Annotated in this window: 14 protein-coding genes; 9 read left to right on the forward strand and 5 right to left on the reverse strand. The window is 35.4% G+C overall.

The window, feature by feature from the left end; all coding sequences use genetic code 11:
- The first annotated feature begins 160 nt into the window (after positions 1-160).
- Positions 161-406, forward strand: a complete 246-nt coding sequence (locus JFU23_RS20015) for a hypothetical protein (RefSeq protein ID WP_002087367.1) — start codon at positions 161-163, stop codon at positions 404-406.
- Positions 407-422: 16 nt separating this feature from the next.
- Here the strand turns inward: JFU23_RS20015 and JFU23_RS20020 are convergent, their stop codons facing one another.
- Positions 423-1,883 (reverse strand): YheC/YheD family endospore coat-associated protein, encoded by a 1,461-nt coding sequence (locus JFU23_RS20020; RefSeq protein ID WP_201032542.1) that lies wholly within the window; start codon positions 1,881-1,883, stop codon positions 423-425.
- A gap of 19 nt (positions 1,884-1,902) precedes the next feature.
- Complete coding sequence (locus JFU23_RS20025; protein WP_201032543.1) at positions 1,903-2,955, reverse strand: YheC/YheD family protein; 1,053 nt, start codon at positions 2,953-2,955, stop codon at positions 1,903-1,905.
- A 125-nt stretch (positions 2,956-3,080) separates the two neighbouring features.
- Here JFU23_RS20025 and JFU23_RS20030 point away from each other — a divergent pair, with 125 nt between their 5' ends.
- Both JFU23_RS20030 and JFU23_RS20035 read left to right on the forward strand, forming a co-directional pair.
- A complete protein-coding gene (locus JFU23_RS20030) occupies positions 3,081-4,226 on the forward strand; it encodes a DUF445 domain-containing protein (RefSeq protein WP_201032544.1) in 1,146 nt (381 codons plus the stop codon).
- Positions 4,227-4,369: 143 nt separating this feature from the next.
- On the forward strand, positions 4,370-4,726 hold the full coding sequence (locus tag JFU23_RS20035; protein ID WP_098778272.1) for a YlbF/YmcA family competence regulator: 357 nt from the start codon (positions 4,370-4,372) through the stop codon (positions 4,724-4,726).
- A 161-nt stretch (positions 4,727-4,887) separates the two neighbouring features.
- Here JFU23_RS20035 and JFU23_RS20040 read toward each other — a convergent pair whose 3' ends face one another.
- Both JFU23_RS20040 and JFU23_RS20045 read right to left on the reverse strand, forming a co-directional pair.
- Complete coding sequence (locus tag JFU23_RS20040) at positions 4,888-5,484, reverse strand: NDxxF motif lipoprotein (protein WP_201032545.1); 597 nt, start codon at positions 5,482-5,484, stop codon at positions 4,888-4,890.
- 24 nt (positions 5,485-5,508) lie between these two features.
- Entirely contained in the window at positions 5,509-6,066 is a 558-nt protein-coding gene (locus JFU23_RS20045; RefSeq protein ID WP_201032546.1) for an HAAS signaling domain-containing protein, read from the reverse strand.
- A 411-nt stretch (positions 6,067-6,477) separates the two neighbouring features.
- Between JFU23_RS20045 and alsS the strand changes: the two genes are divergently transcribed.
- The 4 genes from alsS (at position 6,478) to JFU23_RS20065 (ending at position 11,398) form a co-directional block, all read left to right on the forward strand.
- Complete coding sequence (gene alsS / locus JFU23_RS20050) at positions 6,478-8,166, forward strand: acetolactate synthase AlsS (protein ID WP_201032547.1); 1,689 nt, start codon at positions 6,478-6,480, stop codon at positions 8,164-8,166.
- A 16-nt stretch (positions 8,167-8,182) separates the two neighbouring features.
- Positions 8,183-8,941, forward strand: coding sequence for an alpha-acetolactate decarboxylase (gene alsD, locus JFU23_RS20055; RefSeq protein ID WP_201032548.1), 759 nt, complete (start codon positions 8,183-8,185; stop codon positions 8,939-8,941).
- A gap of 218 nt (positions 8,942-9,159) precedes the next feature.
- Complete coding sequence (locus JFU23_RS20060) at positions 9,160-10,239, forward strand: glycosyltransferase (protein ID WP_201032549.1); 1,080 nt, start codon at positions 9,160-9,162, stop codon at positions 10,237-10,239.
- 49 nt (positions 10,240-10,288) lie between these two features.
- Positions 10,289-11,398, forward strand: coding sequence for a glycosyltransferase (locus JFU23_RS20065; protein ID WP_201032550.1), 1,110 nt, complete (start codon positions 10,289-10,291; stop codon positions 11,396-11,398).
- 179 nt (positions 11,399-11,577) lie between these two features.
- Here JFU23_RS20065 and JFU23_RS20070 read toward each other — a convergent pair whose 3' ends face one another.
- On the reverse strand, positions 11,578-12,192 hold the full coding sequence (locus JFU23_RS20070) for a DNA-3-methyladenine glycosylase (protein WP_063218436.1): 615 nt from the start codon (positions 12,190-12,192) through the stop codon (positions 11,578-11,580).
- A 134-nt stretch (positions 12,193-12,326) separates the two neighbouring features.
- Between JFU23_RS20070 and JFU23_RS20075 the strand changes: the two genes are divergently transcribed.
- Positions 12,327-13,199: a Cof-type HAD-IIB family hydrolase gene (locus tag JFU23_RS20075; RefSeq protein WP_063218437.1), complete on the forward strand. Its 873-nt coding sequence runs from the start codon at positions 12,327-12,329 to the stop codon at positions 13,197-13,199.
- A gap of 385 nt (positions 13,200-13,584) precedes the next feature.
- Positions 13,585-17,643, forward strand: a complete 4,059-nt coding sequence (locus tag JFU23_RS20080; protein WP_242483524.1) for a SpaA isopeptide-forming pilin-related protein — start codon at positions 13,585-13,587, stop codon at positions 17,641-17,643.
- The last annotated feature ends 51 nt before the right edge of the window (positions 17,644-17,694 follow it).

Raw genomic sequence — 17,694 nt, forward strand, 5'->3', positions numbered from 1 at the left:
TTAAAGCTTAGTAAAATGAAAATTAAACGGCAACAACTGCATAGTTCTGTTTTAACCCAGGGTGGGAAGAAAAAGGAACTGACCGCGTCTATGCACGGCTAGATGCTCTCTTTAATCTAAAAAAAGGACTTTTTAAACGATAACGTATGGAGGAATCATGATGGGAATTTGCCCGCTTTGCAACGCGCTAGAATCACAAACATATTCTTGTCAAAATTGCCAAGGTATACTCCAAGATTATGGGAAAACTGTAGATTACATAGACGATTACAGTGCATATATGGATCAAGAATTATTAAGTGCAGTAGACGGTTTAACACATAATAATTCACAGGAGTATTGCAATCATGTTTTTTATTGCGGAGTATGTAATGTGGAAACAGAAGTTGTAGTGAAGCTCGTTTAAATAAAAAACTTCCACCTTATGAAGGAGGTGGAAGTTTTTGTTTTTGTATTTGTAAGTTAATCATAGGGGAAGGGATGTTTTCGGTATGTGACGAAGGACCTGATTTTATTTGTGACATTTTTTCTTTCGTGTCGCGCAAAGAGTGTTCAGTTAAATAGATGGCATATTCATAAAATAATTGACGCGTAAGTTCACTTTGTTCTTTTAACTTTTCATCTTGGAATACAGTTCGCCCCGGTTTAGAATTTGCTTCAAATAGCCACGGGTTTTCCGTGGTGTCTAAACCAATGTCAAAACCAATTTCTCCAATGTTCCCGGTTACTTGCCCATCAAGTGCATAACTGATTTGTAAGGCTGTTTGTTTTAGTTTATTTTCAATTTGAACTTGTTTTGTGGAATCAGGAAATAGTTCCTGAAGTAATTTCGTATCACCGCCGCTATTTACATGAGTTGTTAAGCTACCTTTGCCGGCGATTTTTGCGACGATTGCACTGACTACCCAATTACCAAAATGGTTTTTATTTGTATGAATACGAAAATCGACGGGTTGCCCTTCGAATCGGAGCAGTGAGATACCTTGTTGTACGATAAACTTTTTTAAATCATGTCCTTTTAACACATGGTTAAGAAGGGCCTCTAATGATTGATACTTTCTTAGTTTGTTTTGTTCATTTTCACGATAACGACAATAGTAGCAATTATCAGTTTGAGAATAGAGTATTTGATGAATATTCCTTCCGAAGCTACCGTGTATTGGTTTCATATAAATGTACTTATGCGTACCGAGAAGTCGTTCTACTTGTTCAAAATGTTGAAATACTTCTGTATTTGGTAAGAATGGTTTAATTGAATCTTCTTTCATTAAAAGTTGATGCACTTCCCATTTATTGAAAAATCCCGGATTAAACCACGGAATCGCATAGTCGCTTTCTAAACGTTTTTTTGCTCTTACGATAGGCTTATAATTTTCTGCTTGCCGATTTGGTAATCGGTCGTAAATGACATTTGGTAAAGGGACTGTGTTTTTTACCCATTTTCCTTCTTGAAAGAAGTACCCTTCAATTGTTTCCTCTTCCCAGTTTATATGTTGAATGCCAAAGACAAATACAAATGGCTGCAATGTGAATGGTGGTGTTAATAACTCACTGAGAGAGATGGAACGACTTCCTAAAGGAGAATTAGAATCATCGTTAAAGCCAGTTGTGAAAATCCCGATTAATGGGCCGAAAACAATGGTTTGATTGTGTAAGAAGGCATGGATTGTTGCTGAATGCGGTAGTAAAAGATCGGCTGCAATCTGTTCGCCAATAATAATTTCTCGCGTGAATGAATAATGAATTTTAATATTCTCACATGTAATATAACGTAAGCCAAAGAAAAAGGATGTAATTGGTGGTGTAATAGAAAAAACGTAAGGTAAAGTAATACTATTTGGATGCTCATCTGAAATACTTAATGTATATATGTGCTCTTTCAACGGGGATTTCCTCCTTTCGTTATGGTGTAAATCGGCTAAACTTTAATGGACCATGAAAAATTTGTTCAGCCAGTTCGTCGTTGTACCTAGTATAAACTTCGTAAGAAGGCATCGTATTGACGTACATAAGCCAAATGGCACCTTTTTGATCCATAATGGTAGAAAGCTCTAGTTCAAATAATGAAGAATAAGACTGATCGAGTGTTTTAAACACTTCATTTACAACATCATGTAAAGCATCTTTTAATAATTGAACGCCAATTGGAGAAAGTAAATATTTAATTTTAGAAAATGGATGTAACATAGAACGTTCTGTTGCTGAAAGTAAAAATTGTGCTGGGAATGAAGATTTTTGTATAAATTGACCGAGCACTTTCCAATTCTGTTCTTTATTTTTTTGCATAATGGTTCGAATATGAATCGGATATGATAGTTGATTTGGAGGTTGTAACATTGGATGAATCATATAACGGAATGAGTGTATGTTCGATTTGCACCATGATATAAATTTATCTGTTCGTTTGAATTGAGTAGAAGTATGATGTTGTTCATTTATTGTATCGATATGAAATGTTTTATTTTTGTAAGTGGCCCGATATAAATTTTCATTGGAGTGTATATTGATTGGTCTTATAATAATATCTCTTGTTTCTAGTAGTAATTTAAAAATTCCTTGTACTGTTCCTTTTATTATTTTTGGTACGTAAGGGGAAAGACGTTTATTAGTAAGAAAAAGATTGTGTAAATCGCTTGGGTTAATAAGTGTGTTGTTTAAAAAAGTAGTGGAAGAACGTTTGTGTAATGAATGAATAATCGCATTTGCTTGTTGGAATTCCTCATCCTCTTTGAAATGACAACGATCATATATATATGAAGGAATGGGAAAGGTTTGATCTATCCAATTTCCTGTATCTGTATCGTAAATAAGACCAGAAACAAGATCTGTCTTTGAATCAATGCTAAACGGTGTGAATTGGGCAACGACGTTATGATAAAGACGAGCTCGCTTAGCGATTTCGGTGTAATACGTTTGCTCGTGATGGAGCCCGGAAGTTAAAAGACCAAGAACCAACGAAATCACTCCTTTAGTAATAAGATGTTTGCATTATAGGCGAAGCTATATATTGCAAATACGTTTTTATACCATTATACTTTTGTCCGTATGATGATATGCTATAGTTTTGGAGAAGTGAAAGGTTGATTGTGATGAATATATGGTTAAATATGTTAATAACGACAGGGCTCGGGGCAATTATTGGAGGATACACAAATCATTTAGCGATAAAAATGTTATTTCGTCCTCATCGTCCGATTTATATTGGGAAGTTTCAGGTTCCATTTACGCCAGGGTTAATTCCGAAGCGCCGCGATGAGCTTGCTGTTCAATTAGGTAAAATGGTTGTAGACCATTTGTTAACACCAGAAGGAATCGGAAAAAAACTAACAAATAAAGAGTTTCAAACCAGTTTAATTCGCTGGACACAAGTGGAAGTTGATAAAGTAATTACAAATGAACAGTCGTTACGGGATATGTTAGAAAAATGGAATTTAGAACATGTAGAAGAAGAGGCGAGCGGGAAAATCGAACATGTTATTACAGAAAAAATTCATGCATTTTTAGCAGAGTACTATACATATACATGGGAACAGGCGTTACCTCATTCTGTTCATGAAAAAGTAGAGAATGCGATTCCGAATGTAGCATCTTTTATTTTAAAAAGAGGAATTAGCTTTTTGGAAAGTGAAGAAGGAAAGGAACGCCTTTCAAAAATGATTGATGACTTTTTCGCTTCCAGGGGAACGCTGCTTAACTTAGTTGGTATGTTTTTAGGGAATGTAAGTTTAGTTGATCGTGTGCAGCCGGAAGTAATTAAGTTTTTAGGACAAGATGGAACAGAGCGTCTTTTAACTGATGTACTGCAAAAAGAGTGGGAAAAGTTAAAAGGAAGAGACGTAAAAGAATTAGAAACGTTCGTAGAGAAAGAAATGATTGTGAACTCCATATTGTCAGCGGTTAAAGTAGAGGAAACAGTGAGTAGATTTTTAAATCAGTCTGTTCAGCAAGTATGTGAGCCAGTTCGAGAAACAATCGTTGAAAAAGTGGTCCCTAGCGCAGTAGAGAAAGGCTTGAAGTGGGGGACAGAAAATGTGGGAAGTATATTGGGAAATCTACAGCTTGCGGAAATTGTCCAGCAAGAAGTATCTACATTTTCAACAGAGAGACTAGAAGATCTCGTATTGTCCATTACAAAAAATGAGTTGAAAATGATTACATATTTAGGGGCGTTATTAGGAGGAACAATTGGATTTATTCAAGGCTTGTTACTCTTGTTCCTTAAGTAATAAAGATGGGTGCATAGAAATAAAAGTGAAATTTCTTCCCATCTCTTGCATAGTTTGATATGGTAGGAAGAGGTGCGTATGTAAATGCACTTAAAAGGCAGTGCGAGCGAAAAGCGCTAGCCTTCTAAAGGAGGAAAAATAAAATGACAAAAAACATTCATGATGTTGCATATGAATTACAAAAAACAATCGCTGAAAACGAAGATTTCCAAACACTAAAAGCAAGCTACGCAGCAGTACAAGGAGATGCAGAGTCAAAGAACTTATTCGATGAGTTCCGCACGATGCAACTTGGCTTACAACAAAAAATGATGCAGGGCCAAGAAATCACTGAAGAAGATAACCAAAAAGCACAAGAAGTTGTAGCTCGTATTCAACAAGATGCTAAAATCACAAAGTTAATGGAAACTGAGCAACGTTTAAACATCGTTATCACTGACGTTAACAAAATTATCATGAAGCCACTTGAAGAATTATATAGCGCGCAACAACAAGCGTAATGATGGAAGACGCCCTGGTATAGGGGCGTCTTTTTTGTTTATGAAATAGATGAATTGCATTTTGATAGTCCGTCCAGAAAAAAAAGCCCATTCAAAACAGTCTTTTTTAGTGACTATTTTGAATGGGCTTATGATAGATTCTACAATTTTTGAATATTTCATTATTTGTTGAAATACTCAGTTTCAATATTTTTTTCCTTCAAAAACTTTTCAATTTCTTTTTGCTTCCTACCATTAACTTGCTCAAAGCGTTTTGTAAAAGAAAAATCAGTTTTGAATAAGTTACCATCTTGCGCGATTTTGTCTAATTCTTGCTCTAGTTCTACTGAAAGTGCTGTAGACGCTGAAATAAAATCATGAATTTCCTTCGAAGGCTGTTTGTAATCATTGGGGATCGTATTGTTACTAATAAAAGTATGGAAATTCGCATCATTTTGTTTTGCTAAATCTACTAGTTGCTTTAATTTCTCTCGGTCGGATTCCGTGACATTCTCGTCAGACATAGATGATGAAAGTGGAACGATGTTTTCGTCTAACTCTCCGCTATAATTTAAATACGTCTTTATATTTTGTTTCATTTCGTCTTCGTTAATCGTTTCATTCTTTTTTGAGGAAGTGAATATAGTTTCTGGAATTTTTATCGTTACATCTTTAATAGATTGCACATCGTTTTCTTCCTTAGGTTGTGCACTGTTTGAACAAGCTGATAGAAATAAAATTGTAAGTAACATGAGTAGATATAAAGTATACTTCTTCATTTTAATCTCCTTTTATATTCATTATTATCTTTGTAAAGTAGCTATATTCCATTTCAAATACTTTACTAAAGTTGCGTATAGATGTTTTACCATTTGGTAAGATATGACGGATATGAGTAAACCGCTGCAAAAAGCGATGAACACATTGTAAACATCGGAATAACTGATTTGATGAAACCCTTTAAAAAATCCTAACCCTATTAATAAAATAGGTGAGATGATTAATAGTGGAGTAGCAATGATAAGTGCTAGAAGAATCGGTAATAAAAAGAGTAGTACGAAAAAGACGATAATGATAAAGGTAAAGTTTAAAGCACTTAAACTCATAACAGAAAATAGTGCGGTTATCATATTTTTAAAGCTTCGTTTATTATCAGCGTTATGTATTGCATAGGAAACATTAAGCTCTTTAGCGATAGTTTTAGGGTTCCCTAGTTTTCTAGAAATTTCTTCATCAGATTTCCCATCTTGTTTACCGCTAATAAAATGAGTTTCATACTCTGAGATAATATCTTTCTTTTCTAAACTAGGCATATTCCGCAGGGAAGAACTAAGTTGTTCCAAAAATTCATTTTTCTTCATAACAATCACTTTCCTTTATAAAATGATGAATTAAAGCTGAGAATCCTATCTTTTGAAAAGGGGATACGAATTATAAAGCGCGTTCCAATTATTGGGTATTCTAATATTTACAAATATATCATTTAGTAATGTTCTTTGCAAGGTACTATAATCTTATTAATACTGTGATTAGATGTAATTTTTTCGTGCATTTTTAGAGGAGATATAAAAATATTATTTTAGGATAAACAAAGGGTTGTAAGCGTATTCCTTAGAGGTTGTCAAAAAACTGTCAAATTCATATCGTTGGAAAAATAATGCATTTGTACTATAATGATAAACAAGATATATTACACTATGTTAATTAATGTGGTGAAGTATATAAAATTAAAATCTTTATTACACACATTATGAAATAAAGGGATGATTAGTTTGAGTACAGGTGTAAAAGCAAACGACGTGAAAACAAAAACAAAAGGAGCAGATCTTGTTGTTGATTGTTTAATTAAACAAGGTGTTACACATGTTTTCGGTATTCCAGGAGCGAAGATTGACTCTGTATTTGATGTACTGCAAGAAAGAGGACCAGAGTTAATTGTTTGTCGTCATGAACAAAATGCAGCATTTATGGCAGCTGCTATTGGTAGATTAACAGGGAAACCGGGCGTATGTCTTGTAACTTCAGGACCAGGGACATCAAATTTAGCGACAGGTCTTGTTACTGCGAATGCGGAGAGTGATCCCGTTGTTGCTTTAGCTGGTGCAGTTCCGCGTACAGATCGATTAAAACGTACGCATCAATCTATGGATAATGCTGCATTATTCGAACCAATCACTAAATATAGCGTAGAAGTCGAGCATCCTGATAATGTACCAGAAGCACTTACTAATGCATTTCGAAGTGCTACTTCTACAAATCCAGGAGCAACACTTGTAAGTCTTCCGCAAGACGTTATGACTGCGGAAACGACAGTAGAATCTATCGGTGCGCTTTCTAAGCCACAGCTTGGAATCGCTCCCACAAATCATATTGAATACGTAGTAGAAAAAATAAAATCAGCAAAATTACCAGTTATTTTACTCGGTATGAGAGCAAGCACCAATGAAGTAACGAAAGCAGTTCGTGAGTTAATTGCTGGTACAGAACTTCCTGTTGTTGAAACATATCAAGCAGCTGGTGCAATTTCACGTGAGTTAGAAGATCATTTCTTCGGCCGCGTTGGATTATTCCGTAACCAACCAGGTGATATTTTACTAGAAGAAGCGGATCTTGTTATTTCTATCGGCTATGACCCAATTGAGTATGATCCGAAATTCTGGAATAAACTTGGCGATAGAACAATTATTCACCTTGATGATCACCAAGCAGATATCGATCATGATTACCAACCAGAGCGTGAATTAATTGGTGATATCGCTTTAACTGTAAATAGCATTGCGGAAAAATTACCGAAGCTTGTATTAAATACGAAATCAGAAGCAGTTTTAGAACGATTACGCTCGAAATTATCAGAGCAAGCAGAAGTTCCAAACCGTGCTTCAGAAGGTGTTACACATCCACTTCAAGTCATTCGTACACTTCGTTCTTTAATTAGTGACGATACAACCGTTACATGTGACATCGGTTCCCATTCTATTTGGATGGCGAGATGTTTCCGTTCTTATGAACCACGTAGACTATTATTTAGTAACGGTATGCAAACGTTAGGTGTTGCACTTCCTTGGGCAATTGCCGCTACTTTAGTTGAACCGGGCAAGAAAGTTGTTTCCGTGTCAGGTGATGGTGGTTTCTTATTCTCTTCGATGGAATTAGAAACAGCGGTACGTTTAAATGCGCCTGTTGTCCACCTCGTTTGGAGAGATGGTACATATGATATGGTTGCGTTCCAACAAATGATGAAATACGGTAGAACGTCAGCTACAGAGTTTGGCGATGTTGATCTTGTGAAATATGCAGAAAGTTTCGGTGCAGTAGGTCTTCGTGTCAATACACCAGACGAATTAGAAGGTGTATTGAGAGAAGCGTTAGAAGCAGAAGGTCCTGTCATTATTGATATTCCAATTGACTACCGTGACAACATTAAATTAAGCGAAAAATTATTACCAAACCAATTAAACTGATGGGGGCATGAGTGAGATGACTGTTGCGCAATTAATTGATATTGATGTAAAAAGAACGAAAACGAGTAATGAAGTATATCAAACATCTACAATGCTTGCGCTATTAGATGGTATATACGATGGTGTGATTAACTTTGAGGAACTGAAAGAACGTGGTGATTTTGGCATCGGCACATTTGATCAATTAGATGGTGAAATGATTGCGTTTGATAATGAGTTTTACCATTTACGTTCAGACGGTTCAGCGGAAAAAGTAGAACCGGAAGAAACAACACCGTTTGCGACTGTAACGTTTTTTGAAAAAGAAATGAGTTATACGGTAGAGCGTCCGATGAATCGTGAAGAAGTGGAAGCATTATTACATGAGTTAATGCCAAGTAAAAACTTATTTTATGGTATTCGAATGGACGGTACGTTCCGTGAAGTTAGAACGAGAACTGTTCCAAGACAAGAAAAACCGTATACGCCGCTCGTTGAAGTGACGAAATCACAACCGATCTTTTCATTTAAAGATACAGAAGGTACGCTAGCTGGATTTTGGACACCAGATTACGCGCAAGGTATTGGTGTAGCTGGTTTCCACTTACATTACATTGATGATGAAAGAAGCGGTGGCGGACATGTTTTCGACTATGTTGTAGAAAACTGTACGATCCAAATTTGTCAAAAAGCTCATATGCATTTAGCACTTCCTGAAACAGCTGATTTTATGGCAGCTGAATTATCAAGAGAAAACTTAGAGAATGATATTGCGACCGCGGAAGGTGCGGAGTAAAAAGGAATCGAAATTATATATTCTCTATATAAAGAACCGAAGTCTTGTTCAGGCTTCGGTTTTTTTCATTGATTTGCAATCTTCGAGTGAAATTCCCCTATCCAATTTCACTGCACCGCCTCATTATGTTTCTTTTGTAAAATGAAAACTCAATTTTGAAGCAAAAGAAATATAAATTTCTCTCCAAACATATACATCAAAAGGATAGGGGGGATATGATGGAAAACTCCATTACTATTAGTTTATGCATGATTGTAAAAGATGAAGAACAAACTATATCAAAATGCTTAGAATCGGTTAAAGGTGTTGTGGATGAAATTATTATTGTAGATACAGGTTCCACAGATGCTACAAAAGAAATTGTGAAGAAGTACGACGCGAAAGTTTATGATTTTCAATGGATTGAAGATTTTTCAGCGGCACGAAACTTTGCGTTTTCTAAAGCTACAAAAGAATACATTCTTTGGCTAGACGCAGATGACATAATAGATACGGAAGATATAAAGAAATTGTTGCAGTTAAAAAGTACGTTAGATCGTAGTACGGATGCAGTATCTATGAAATATTATTTAACTTTTGATATAGAAGGAAATCCAACACATTCTTTAAGGAGATATCGATTAGTCAACAGAAGTAAAAATTTTCAATGGTATGGATTTGTTCATGAATATTTAGAGGTGTATGGAAATCTTATAAATAGTGACGTAGGGGTAAGTCATAAAAAAGAAAAAGCATATACTAATCGTAATTTGAAAATATATGAAAAACATCTTGAGAGTGGAAAAGAGTTTAGCCCCCGCGATGTGTACTATTATGCAAATGAATGTAAGGATCACAGATTATTTGATAAGGCTGTTAAGGGGTATTCTAGGTTTTTAGATGAAGAAAAGGGTTGGGTTGAAGATAATATTCAAGCTTGTTTAAAAAGAGCCGAATGTTATTTAGAATTGGGGGACTTAAAAAAATCTATACAGTCTTGTTTACAATCATTTACGTATGACACGCCTAGAGGAGAACTTTGTTGCCACTTAGGACGTGTATTTTTGCAACAAGGAGAATATTCTAAAGCAATATATTGGTACCATGCAGCAATTGACGGGCCAAGGCCAAAGGATTCTCCGTTTGTCCGAGAAGAGTGTCATACATGGTTGCCGCATATTCAACTATGTATTTGTTATGATCGAATAAAAGAATATGAAAAGGCAATTTATCATAACGAACAAGCTGCACTGTTCATACCTAATAATCCGAGCATTGAATATAATAGAAAATATTTTGATAGTTTATCGGAAAAATAATATTTAATAATACTAGATATCATTTTGGCTGCTGAGAGGAGTTTGATTCATGCTCACAAGTATAATTATATTGACTCATAATCAATTACAGTATACAAAAGAATGCATCCAAAGTATTAGAACTTATACAGTGGAACAAGAGTATGAGTTAATAGTTGTGGACAACGCGTCAACAGATGGTACTGTAGAATGGCTACAAAAACAATCGGATATTATGCTAGTGGAAAATGCGGAGAATATGGGTTTTCCAAAGGGATGCAATCAGGGAATTAAAGAGGTAAAAGGTGACAATATTCTATTATTGAATAATGATGTGGTCGTAACTGAAAATTGGCTAAGCAACTTAATTCGGTGTTTATATGAAAGTAAGGATACTGGAGCGGTAGGGCCCATAACTAATAATGCCGCTTACTATACTGCTATACCAACCTTTTATAAAGATATTGAAGGAATGCAGAAGTTTGCAACTTTATATAATCAAAGTGATAAAAATAAATGGGAAGAACGTATGAAATTAATCGGATTCTGTATGCTTATAAAAAAATCAGTGTTAGATGAAGTTGGATTATTAGATGAACGATTTACACCGGGGAATTATGAAGATGATGATTTGTCACTAAGAATGTTTGAAAAAGGATATAAACTGTATTTATGTAAAGATACATTTATTCATCACTACGGAAGTGTCTCATGGAAAGAAGATAGTATGAAATTTTCTGTAGTTTTACATGCAAATAATATAAAATTGTATGAAAAATGGGGATTTTATGGTGAAAGTTTATACATTCATTATGATTTACTAGCAATTGTAGATCGATTTGCGCCTGATCAAGTGAATATTCTTCATATAGGAGCTGGATGTGGTGCAACTTTATTAGAAATGAAAAGGCGTTACCCGGCAGTTCCCATATTTGGAGCAGAAATTAATGAAAAAGCAGCAGCTCTTGCAAATAGGATAGCTCCTACAACTTCTGCTGCGTATGACAAGCTACATGAGGTATTTACAGATGAAAAATTTCAGTACATTTTGTTATCACATCCTATTGAGCCAGCGAAATTACCGCATGTCATACAATCTATGTCACAACTTTTAACGCCAACAGGAACTTTTATTATGTCGAAATTCAATTTAGATAATTATTATACATTAAAAAAATAATGCTTTTAAGATTTTTTCTTTGGAGATGAACTGTATTTGGCAATGCTTTAGGAACAACGGTTTCTTTTATAGAAACAAAACCGAAATCCGATCCCGGATTTCGGCTTTTCGACGTGTGATGAATTATGAAAAAAGAGCTATCCTATAAGTTGGTTTCACTTACTTACAGGATAGCTTCTTTATTTTGAAACAAACGGATGCTTTTCATAATAAAACCGCCATGGGTAGTGAACGGCTTCTTCTGCGTAATCAATATTAATACGAGGGCCAGCTATTATGTTATGTGTGGATAATAAATGTTCTTCTTCCGGAACTAATTCAATATGTAACGTATCACTTTGTAATGATACCCCGCGCTCTTCTAAAGTGATTCCGAGCGCGCGGCATAGTTTTCCGGGGCCATTTGTTAAGTTTTTATACTGAGCTTTCGTAATGTCGGTTTTGTTGTAGCGCGCTAGTTTCATGTCTTCGATTCCATCTACAGGTTCAAGAGCACGAATGAGAACTCCTTGCGGGGTGCCGATTGGTGCTGTAATTACGTTAAAGCAATGATACATGCCGTAAATTAAATATACGTAAGCATGTCCTGGTGCGCCGAACATTACTTCTGTTCGATCAGTCCGTCTGCCTCCGTAACTATGAGCGGCCTTATCATCTGGACCTTTGTATGCTTCTACTTCTACAATAATTCCGCTCCGCTTTATGCCGTCTACAATATGAACGAGTTTATGTCCGAGTAACTTCTTTGCGACCTCTAACGTATCGCCTTCATAAAAAGAAGGAGGTGCCTGCATTGTACTATCTCCTTTGCCAGTTGTATATGTATATAGTAAACCAAATTTTCAGTAGTAATTCTAACTCGTTCTATTTACTACATTTATTTCATAAATTATGGATAGAGTACAACAGCGAAGAGGGGGAGTGCGACATGATTTATCGCTTACTAGCTCTTAATATAGATGGGACACTACTATACAACAACGGAAAAATCGCAAAAGGGTTAAGGGAGACAATTGACTTTGTGAAAAGAAAAGATGTATACGTTACATTGTTTACGAATCGTAATTTTCAATCTGCTCATAAAATAGCGAAGGCGTTAAAATTAGATTCTATATTAGTTACACATGGTGGTGCCTTCGTTTCAGCATCGTTAGATAAGCCGTTCGCTCAAAGGAGATTATCTGAAGAGAAAACCTTTAATATTGTGCAAGTGTTAGAGCATTTTGATTGTAATGTTCGCATTTCTCATGAACGATATTCAATTGGTAATCGTGAGAGAAATACACCAAACTTAATTGCGCGTACTGTATTATCAAGCGCAGATCCATTATTTTATCCGGTTCAATTTGTAGATTCGCTAGGGGATGCACTGCGTGATCATCCAGTAGCTGCACCAAAAATTGATATTGTTTTCCATACGAAAGGTGAAAAAGAAAGAGGGATGAATACGTTAAGAAAGGCATTTCAAGATGTAGAGTACGTTGAGTGTGATGAAAGACGTATAGAAATTCTCCCTCAAAATGTATCAAAACTACGTGGTTTACAATTACTTGGGGAGCATTTAAATATTAACCTTAGTGAAATGGTTGCGATTGGAGATAGCGTAGAAGACTTAGAGGTAATTGAAAATGTTGGGCTTGGGGTAGCAATGGGGAACGCTCCTGTAGAATTAAAGCAAGCGGCGGACTGGATTACACGTTCTAATACTGAGAACGGCGTAGAGTACATGATTAAAGAGCATTTTCGTAAGCAATTCCCGCTTCCTTTTTTAAAGAATCATAAGCATACACCGAAACGATGAAAGAAAAACGTAGCTTTTTGGCTACGTTTTTTTGTTGAACTTATTAAAATGAATGAAAACGTTTTAGATTGTGAATTGTGTATGGAATCTATACAATTTACTTGAATACTCTAGGAAACTGTTGTAAAGTGGATGATGTTGCCAAAGTAGTTACACCATATGAAATATTCTCCAGGTTAATTTTGTTGAGCTCCAAACGCAAAAAAGACTTCCGCATGTTAGTTTAGTTCACGTATTATCTCAAAAATGGATTGTAGTAATTTTATTAATGAGTTGTAGAGTTTCTTTGTTTTATTTAAATGGATTATTTTAAGTTAATGTGAGTAAGACTTGGTACATACGAAATGTACTTCTTTTTGTGGTTTTAGGAAGTTTAAAAGGGGGAATGAATTTCTTGAGGAAATCATTTAATCAAAAATTTAAAAAAGTAAGTAGTAGTTTTATAGTTGTATTACTAATATGTATGAATTTTTTAATCCATTTACCATTTAAAGCAGAGGCAGCTACAACAGAATTAAAAGGTTTAGGTGATGTATCTTATTACAACGCCATCATTTTTGGAGATCATAGTGCAACGAGTGCGGATATTGAGGGTGCAATGGCTGTTCAAAAGAACATGAGCGCATCAAGTTATACAGTCGTAGCGGCTGCAACTGGAGCAAACAACTTAGCTGGAGCAACATGGAAAGATGAAGGATATCCATCATTATTACTAGGTGGTCAATTTACGAAAGCGGGAACAGGACAAGTAATTATCCAAGATGGAACAGTGGCGATGACAAAAGATGGCGACCCAGAAGGTGCAATGAAATCATCTTATGACCGTATCTCTTATAAAGAGCAAGCAGAGATTGATGCCAAGTTCAAAGAATTTAGAAAAGACGTTGATGGTGTAATTGGAGATGCGAGTCAATTACATACTGATAAACCAAAACCTAATATGAGCTTTGGAATCGGTGAAGATGTAAACAACCCTAATATTTACGTTTCTTCAGGCTTAACAGGAAAGAAAATATTTGATGTAAAAGATGTTTATCTTCCGAATGTAAATAACAAAGACTTTATTGTTATTTATTCAGACGCAGAAGAAGTGAATTTTGGTAGCGGTGCAATTTTGTACGATACGAGAAATACTGGGATGGCAACAGACTTAATTAATACATCTCAAGCATATGACCCTAATTCAGCTTTTACTGAGTTAGCTAGTAAAGTCATTTGGGTGTTCCCTAATGCTACAAAGATAACAACTAAAGGTTATGGTGTAGTAGGTAGTGTGTTTGCGCCTAATGCTGTTGTAGAGACAAAAGGTGGTTCTATTAACGGACAAGCCTATGTTGGAGGATTACACCAAAGAGATGGATTTGAGGTTCATAACTTTAAATTTAATTGGCCAAAGTGGAATAAGCCAGTAGTTGAAAAAGGAAACTTACAAATTAAAAAAGTTGATGCAAATGATGAAAATATTGTTTTAAAAGACGCAAAGTTTGATGTTATAGACAAAGATAATAATGTTGTGGCTACTGTTACAACGAATGAAAAGGGTATTGCTGAAATCAAGGATTTACCACTTGGTGACTATTTTGTAAAAGAAATAAGTGCACCAGAAGGATATATAAAAGTTGATACACCAGTAAAAGTAACAATTGATAGTACAAACGTAATTGAAATTGTTATGAAGAATACGAAAAAAGTAGAGAATGGCCAATTTAAATTATTGAAAAAAGATAGTGAATCTGGTCAACTTCTACCAGGTGCAAAATTTGATGTTATAGATAAAGATGGAAATGTTATTGAAACAATTATTACAGATGGTAAAGGTGCAGCTTTATCAAAACAACTTCCAGTTGGAACATATACATTAAAAGAAGTTGAAGCACCAAAAGGTTATGAACTATCATCTAGCTCAGTTCGTGTTGATGTAGAGGCTAATAAAGTAGTTACTGTAGATGTGTTGAATAAAAAGATCGTTGAAAAAGTAACAGGTCAATTTGAAATCGTAAAAGTAGATGCGAATGATAAAACGAAGCTATTATCGGACGCAGAGTTTGAAGTGTATAAAGATGGTAAAAAAATAGATACATTACGAACAGATAAAACAGGTAAAGTAATCTCTAAGAAATTAGAACCAGGAAAATACACATTAAAAGAAACGAAAGCACCACAAGGATATAAGTTGTTAAAAGAAGAAATTGAAGTCGTTGTGGAAGCAAACAAAGTAGTACAAGTACAAGTAGAAAATACGAAAGAACTAGGAAGCTTACAAGTAATCAAAAAGGATGCAGAGAGTGGAAAAGTTCTAGAAGGCGCGGAATTCAGACTGAAAAACGAAACTGGTCAAGTAGTTGGAGAAGCGAAAACAACGAATAGAGATGGTGTTGTTACATTCGAAAACTTAGTGCCAGGAAAGTACACGTTAGAAGAAACGAAAGCGCCGGAAGGCTACAAAGCGGTAGAATTAAAAGTAGAAGTAAATGTTGTAGCGAATGAAGTAGTAAAACAAGAAGTAATGAACGAAAAAGTTCTGGGTCAATTTGAAATCGTAAAAGTAGATGCGAATGATAAAACGAAGCTATTATCAGATGCAGAATTTACTGTGTATAAAGATGGTAAAAAGGTAGCAGAGTTGAAAACTGATGAGAGTGGAAAAGCGATGTTACCGAAATTACCATTAGGTGAATACACAGTGAAAGAAACGAAAGCACCAGCAGGTTACAAGATTTCAAATAAAGAATGGAAAGTAACAATTCAAAATGAGAAAGAAGTAGTAAAAGTAGAGGCAGAAAATGAAAAACTCTTGGGCTCTCTACAAATTATTAAAACAGATGATAAAGATCAAGCGGAACGTTTAGCAGGCGCAGTATTTACATTGAAAGATGCTAAAGGAAATGTTGTAAAAGAAAAAATTACAACAGATAAGTCTGGAACGGTTAAAGTAGAAGGACTAGTACCGGGTGAGTATACGTTAGAAGAAACAAAAGCACCAGAAGGTTATGAGTTAACAAAACAAGTAATTCATGTAACAGTCGACGGTGAAAAAGTTGTTGATGTAAAAGTAACGAATAGTAAGAGCCTTGGTCAATTTGAAATCGTAAAAGTAGATGCAAACGATAAAACGAAGCTTTTATCAGACGCAGAATTTGAAGTGTATAAAGATGGTAAGAAAGTAGAGATGTTACGAACAGATAAAACAGGTAAAGTCATCTCTGGAAAATTAGAACCAGGAAAATACACGTTAAAAGAAACGAAAGCACCAAAAGGATATAAATTACTAAAAGAAGAAATTGAAGTCGTTGTGGAAGCAAACAAAGTAGTACAAGTACAAGTAGAAAATGCGAAAGAACTAGGAAGCTTACAAGTAATCAAAAAGGATGCAGAGAGTGGAAAAGTTCTAGAAGGCGCAGAATTCAGACTGAAAAACGAAAACGGTCAAGTAGTTGGAGAAGCGAAAACAACGAATAAAGATGGTGTTGTGACATTCGAAAACTTAGTGCCAGGTAAGTACACGTTAGAAGAAACGAAAGCGCCGGAAGGCTACAAAGCGGTAGAATTAAAAGTGGAAGTAAATGTTGTAGCAAATGAAGTAGTAAAACAAGAAGTATTGAATGAAAAAGTGAAAGAAAAAATCACAGGTCAAGTAGAAATTACAAAGATAGATGCTAATGATACAGAGAAAAAATTAGAAAGTGCAGTGTTTGAAATTCTGAAAGATGGAATAAAAATAGACACATTAACATCAGATAAAAATGGTAAAGCAACTTCGAAGAAACTGGAACCAGGAGATTACGTTTTAAAAGAAGTCCAGGCTCCAGAAGGATATAATTTATCTGATAAGGGAATTGAATTTACGATTTCTAATGAGAAAGTAGAAGTTATAAAGCTTCAAATTACCAATGAAAAAGAAACAGGAAAAGGTCCAGAGAAACCAGGTGGAGAGACAGAAACACCAGGTGGAGAGACAGAAACACCAGGTGGAGAGACAGAAACACCAGGTGGAGAGACAGAAAAGCCAGGTGAAGGAACAGAAACACCAGGTGAAGGAACAGAAAAGCCAGGTGAAGGAACAGAAAAACCAGGTGGAGGAACAGAAAAGCCAGGTGAAGGAACAGAAAAACCAGGTGGAGAAACAGAAACACCAGGTGAAGGAACAGAAAAGCCAGGTGAAGGAATAGAAAAGCCAGGTGAAGGAACAGAAAAACCAGGTGGAGGAATAGAAAAACCAGGTGGGGAAACAGGAACACCAGGTGAAGGAATAGAAAAGCCAGGTGAAGGAACAGAAAGCCCAGGCGAAGAAGTAGAAAAGCCTAACTTACCAGAAAAAGAACAAGGCGGTTCTAATAATCAAAAACTTCCAGCTACAGGGCATAATACGGATTACCTTCCATTTATAGGTGTAATTCTGGTGTTATTAGGAATACGTTTAAGATTTATGATTAAAAATAGCTAATAGGTTTATAAAAGGCATAAGAGAAATGTTATCTCTTATGCCTTTAAGTTT

It is taken from the genome of Bacillus sp. TH50 (assembly GCF_016650565.1).
GTDB classification, from domain to species: Bacteria; Bacillota; Bacilli; order Bacillales; family Bacillaceae_G; genus Bacillus_A; species Bacillus_A mycoides.

Excerpts from the sequence above, each read along its gene's own strand:
- JFU23_RS20015 (WP_002087367.1), top strand. The coding sequence starts at position 161 with ATGGGAATTTGCCCGCTTTGCAACGCGCTAGAATCACAAACATATTCT.
- JFU23_RS20035 (WP_098778272.1), top strand. The coding sequence starts at position 4,370 with ATGACAAAAAACATTCATGATGTTGCATATGAATTACAAAAAACAATC.
- JFU23_RS20040 (WP_201032545.1), bottom strand. The coding sequence starts at position 5,484 with ATGAAGAAGTATACTTTATATCTACTCATGTTACTTACAATTTTATTT.
- JFU23_RS20045 (WP_201032546.1), bottom strand. The coding sequence starts at position 6,066 with ATGAAGAAAAATGAATTTTTGGAACAACTTAGTTCTTCCCTGCGGAAT.
- alsD (WP_201032548.1), top strand. The coding sequence starts at position 8,183 with ATGACTGTTGCGCAATTAATTGATATTGATGTAAAAAGAACGAAAACG.
- JFU23_RS20060 (WP_201032549.1), top strand. The coding sequence starts at position 9,160 with ATGGAAAACTCCATTACTATTAGTTTATGCATGATTGTAAAAGATGAA.
- JFU23_RS20065 (WP_201032550.1), top strand. The coding sequence starts at position 10,289 with ATGCTCACAAGTATAATTATATTGACTCATAATCAATTACAGTATACA.
- JFU23_RS20070 (WP_063218436.1), bottom strand. The coding sequence starts at position 12,192 with ATGCAGGCACCTCCTTCTTTTTATGAAGGCGATACGTTAGAGGTCGCA.
- JFU23_RS20075 (WP_063218437.1), top strand. The coding sequence starts at position 12,327 with ATGATTTATCGCTTACTAGCTCTTAATATAGATGGGACACTACTATAC.
- JFU23_RS20080 (WP_242483524.1), top strand. The coding sequence starts at position 13,585 with ATGAATTTCTTGAGGAAATCATTTAATCAAAAATTTAAAAAAGTAAGT.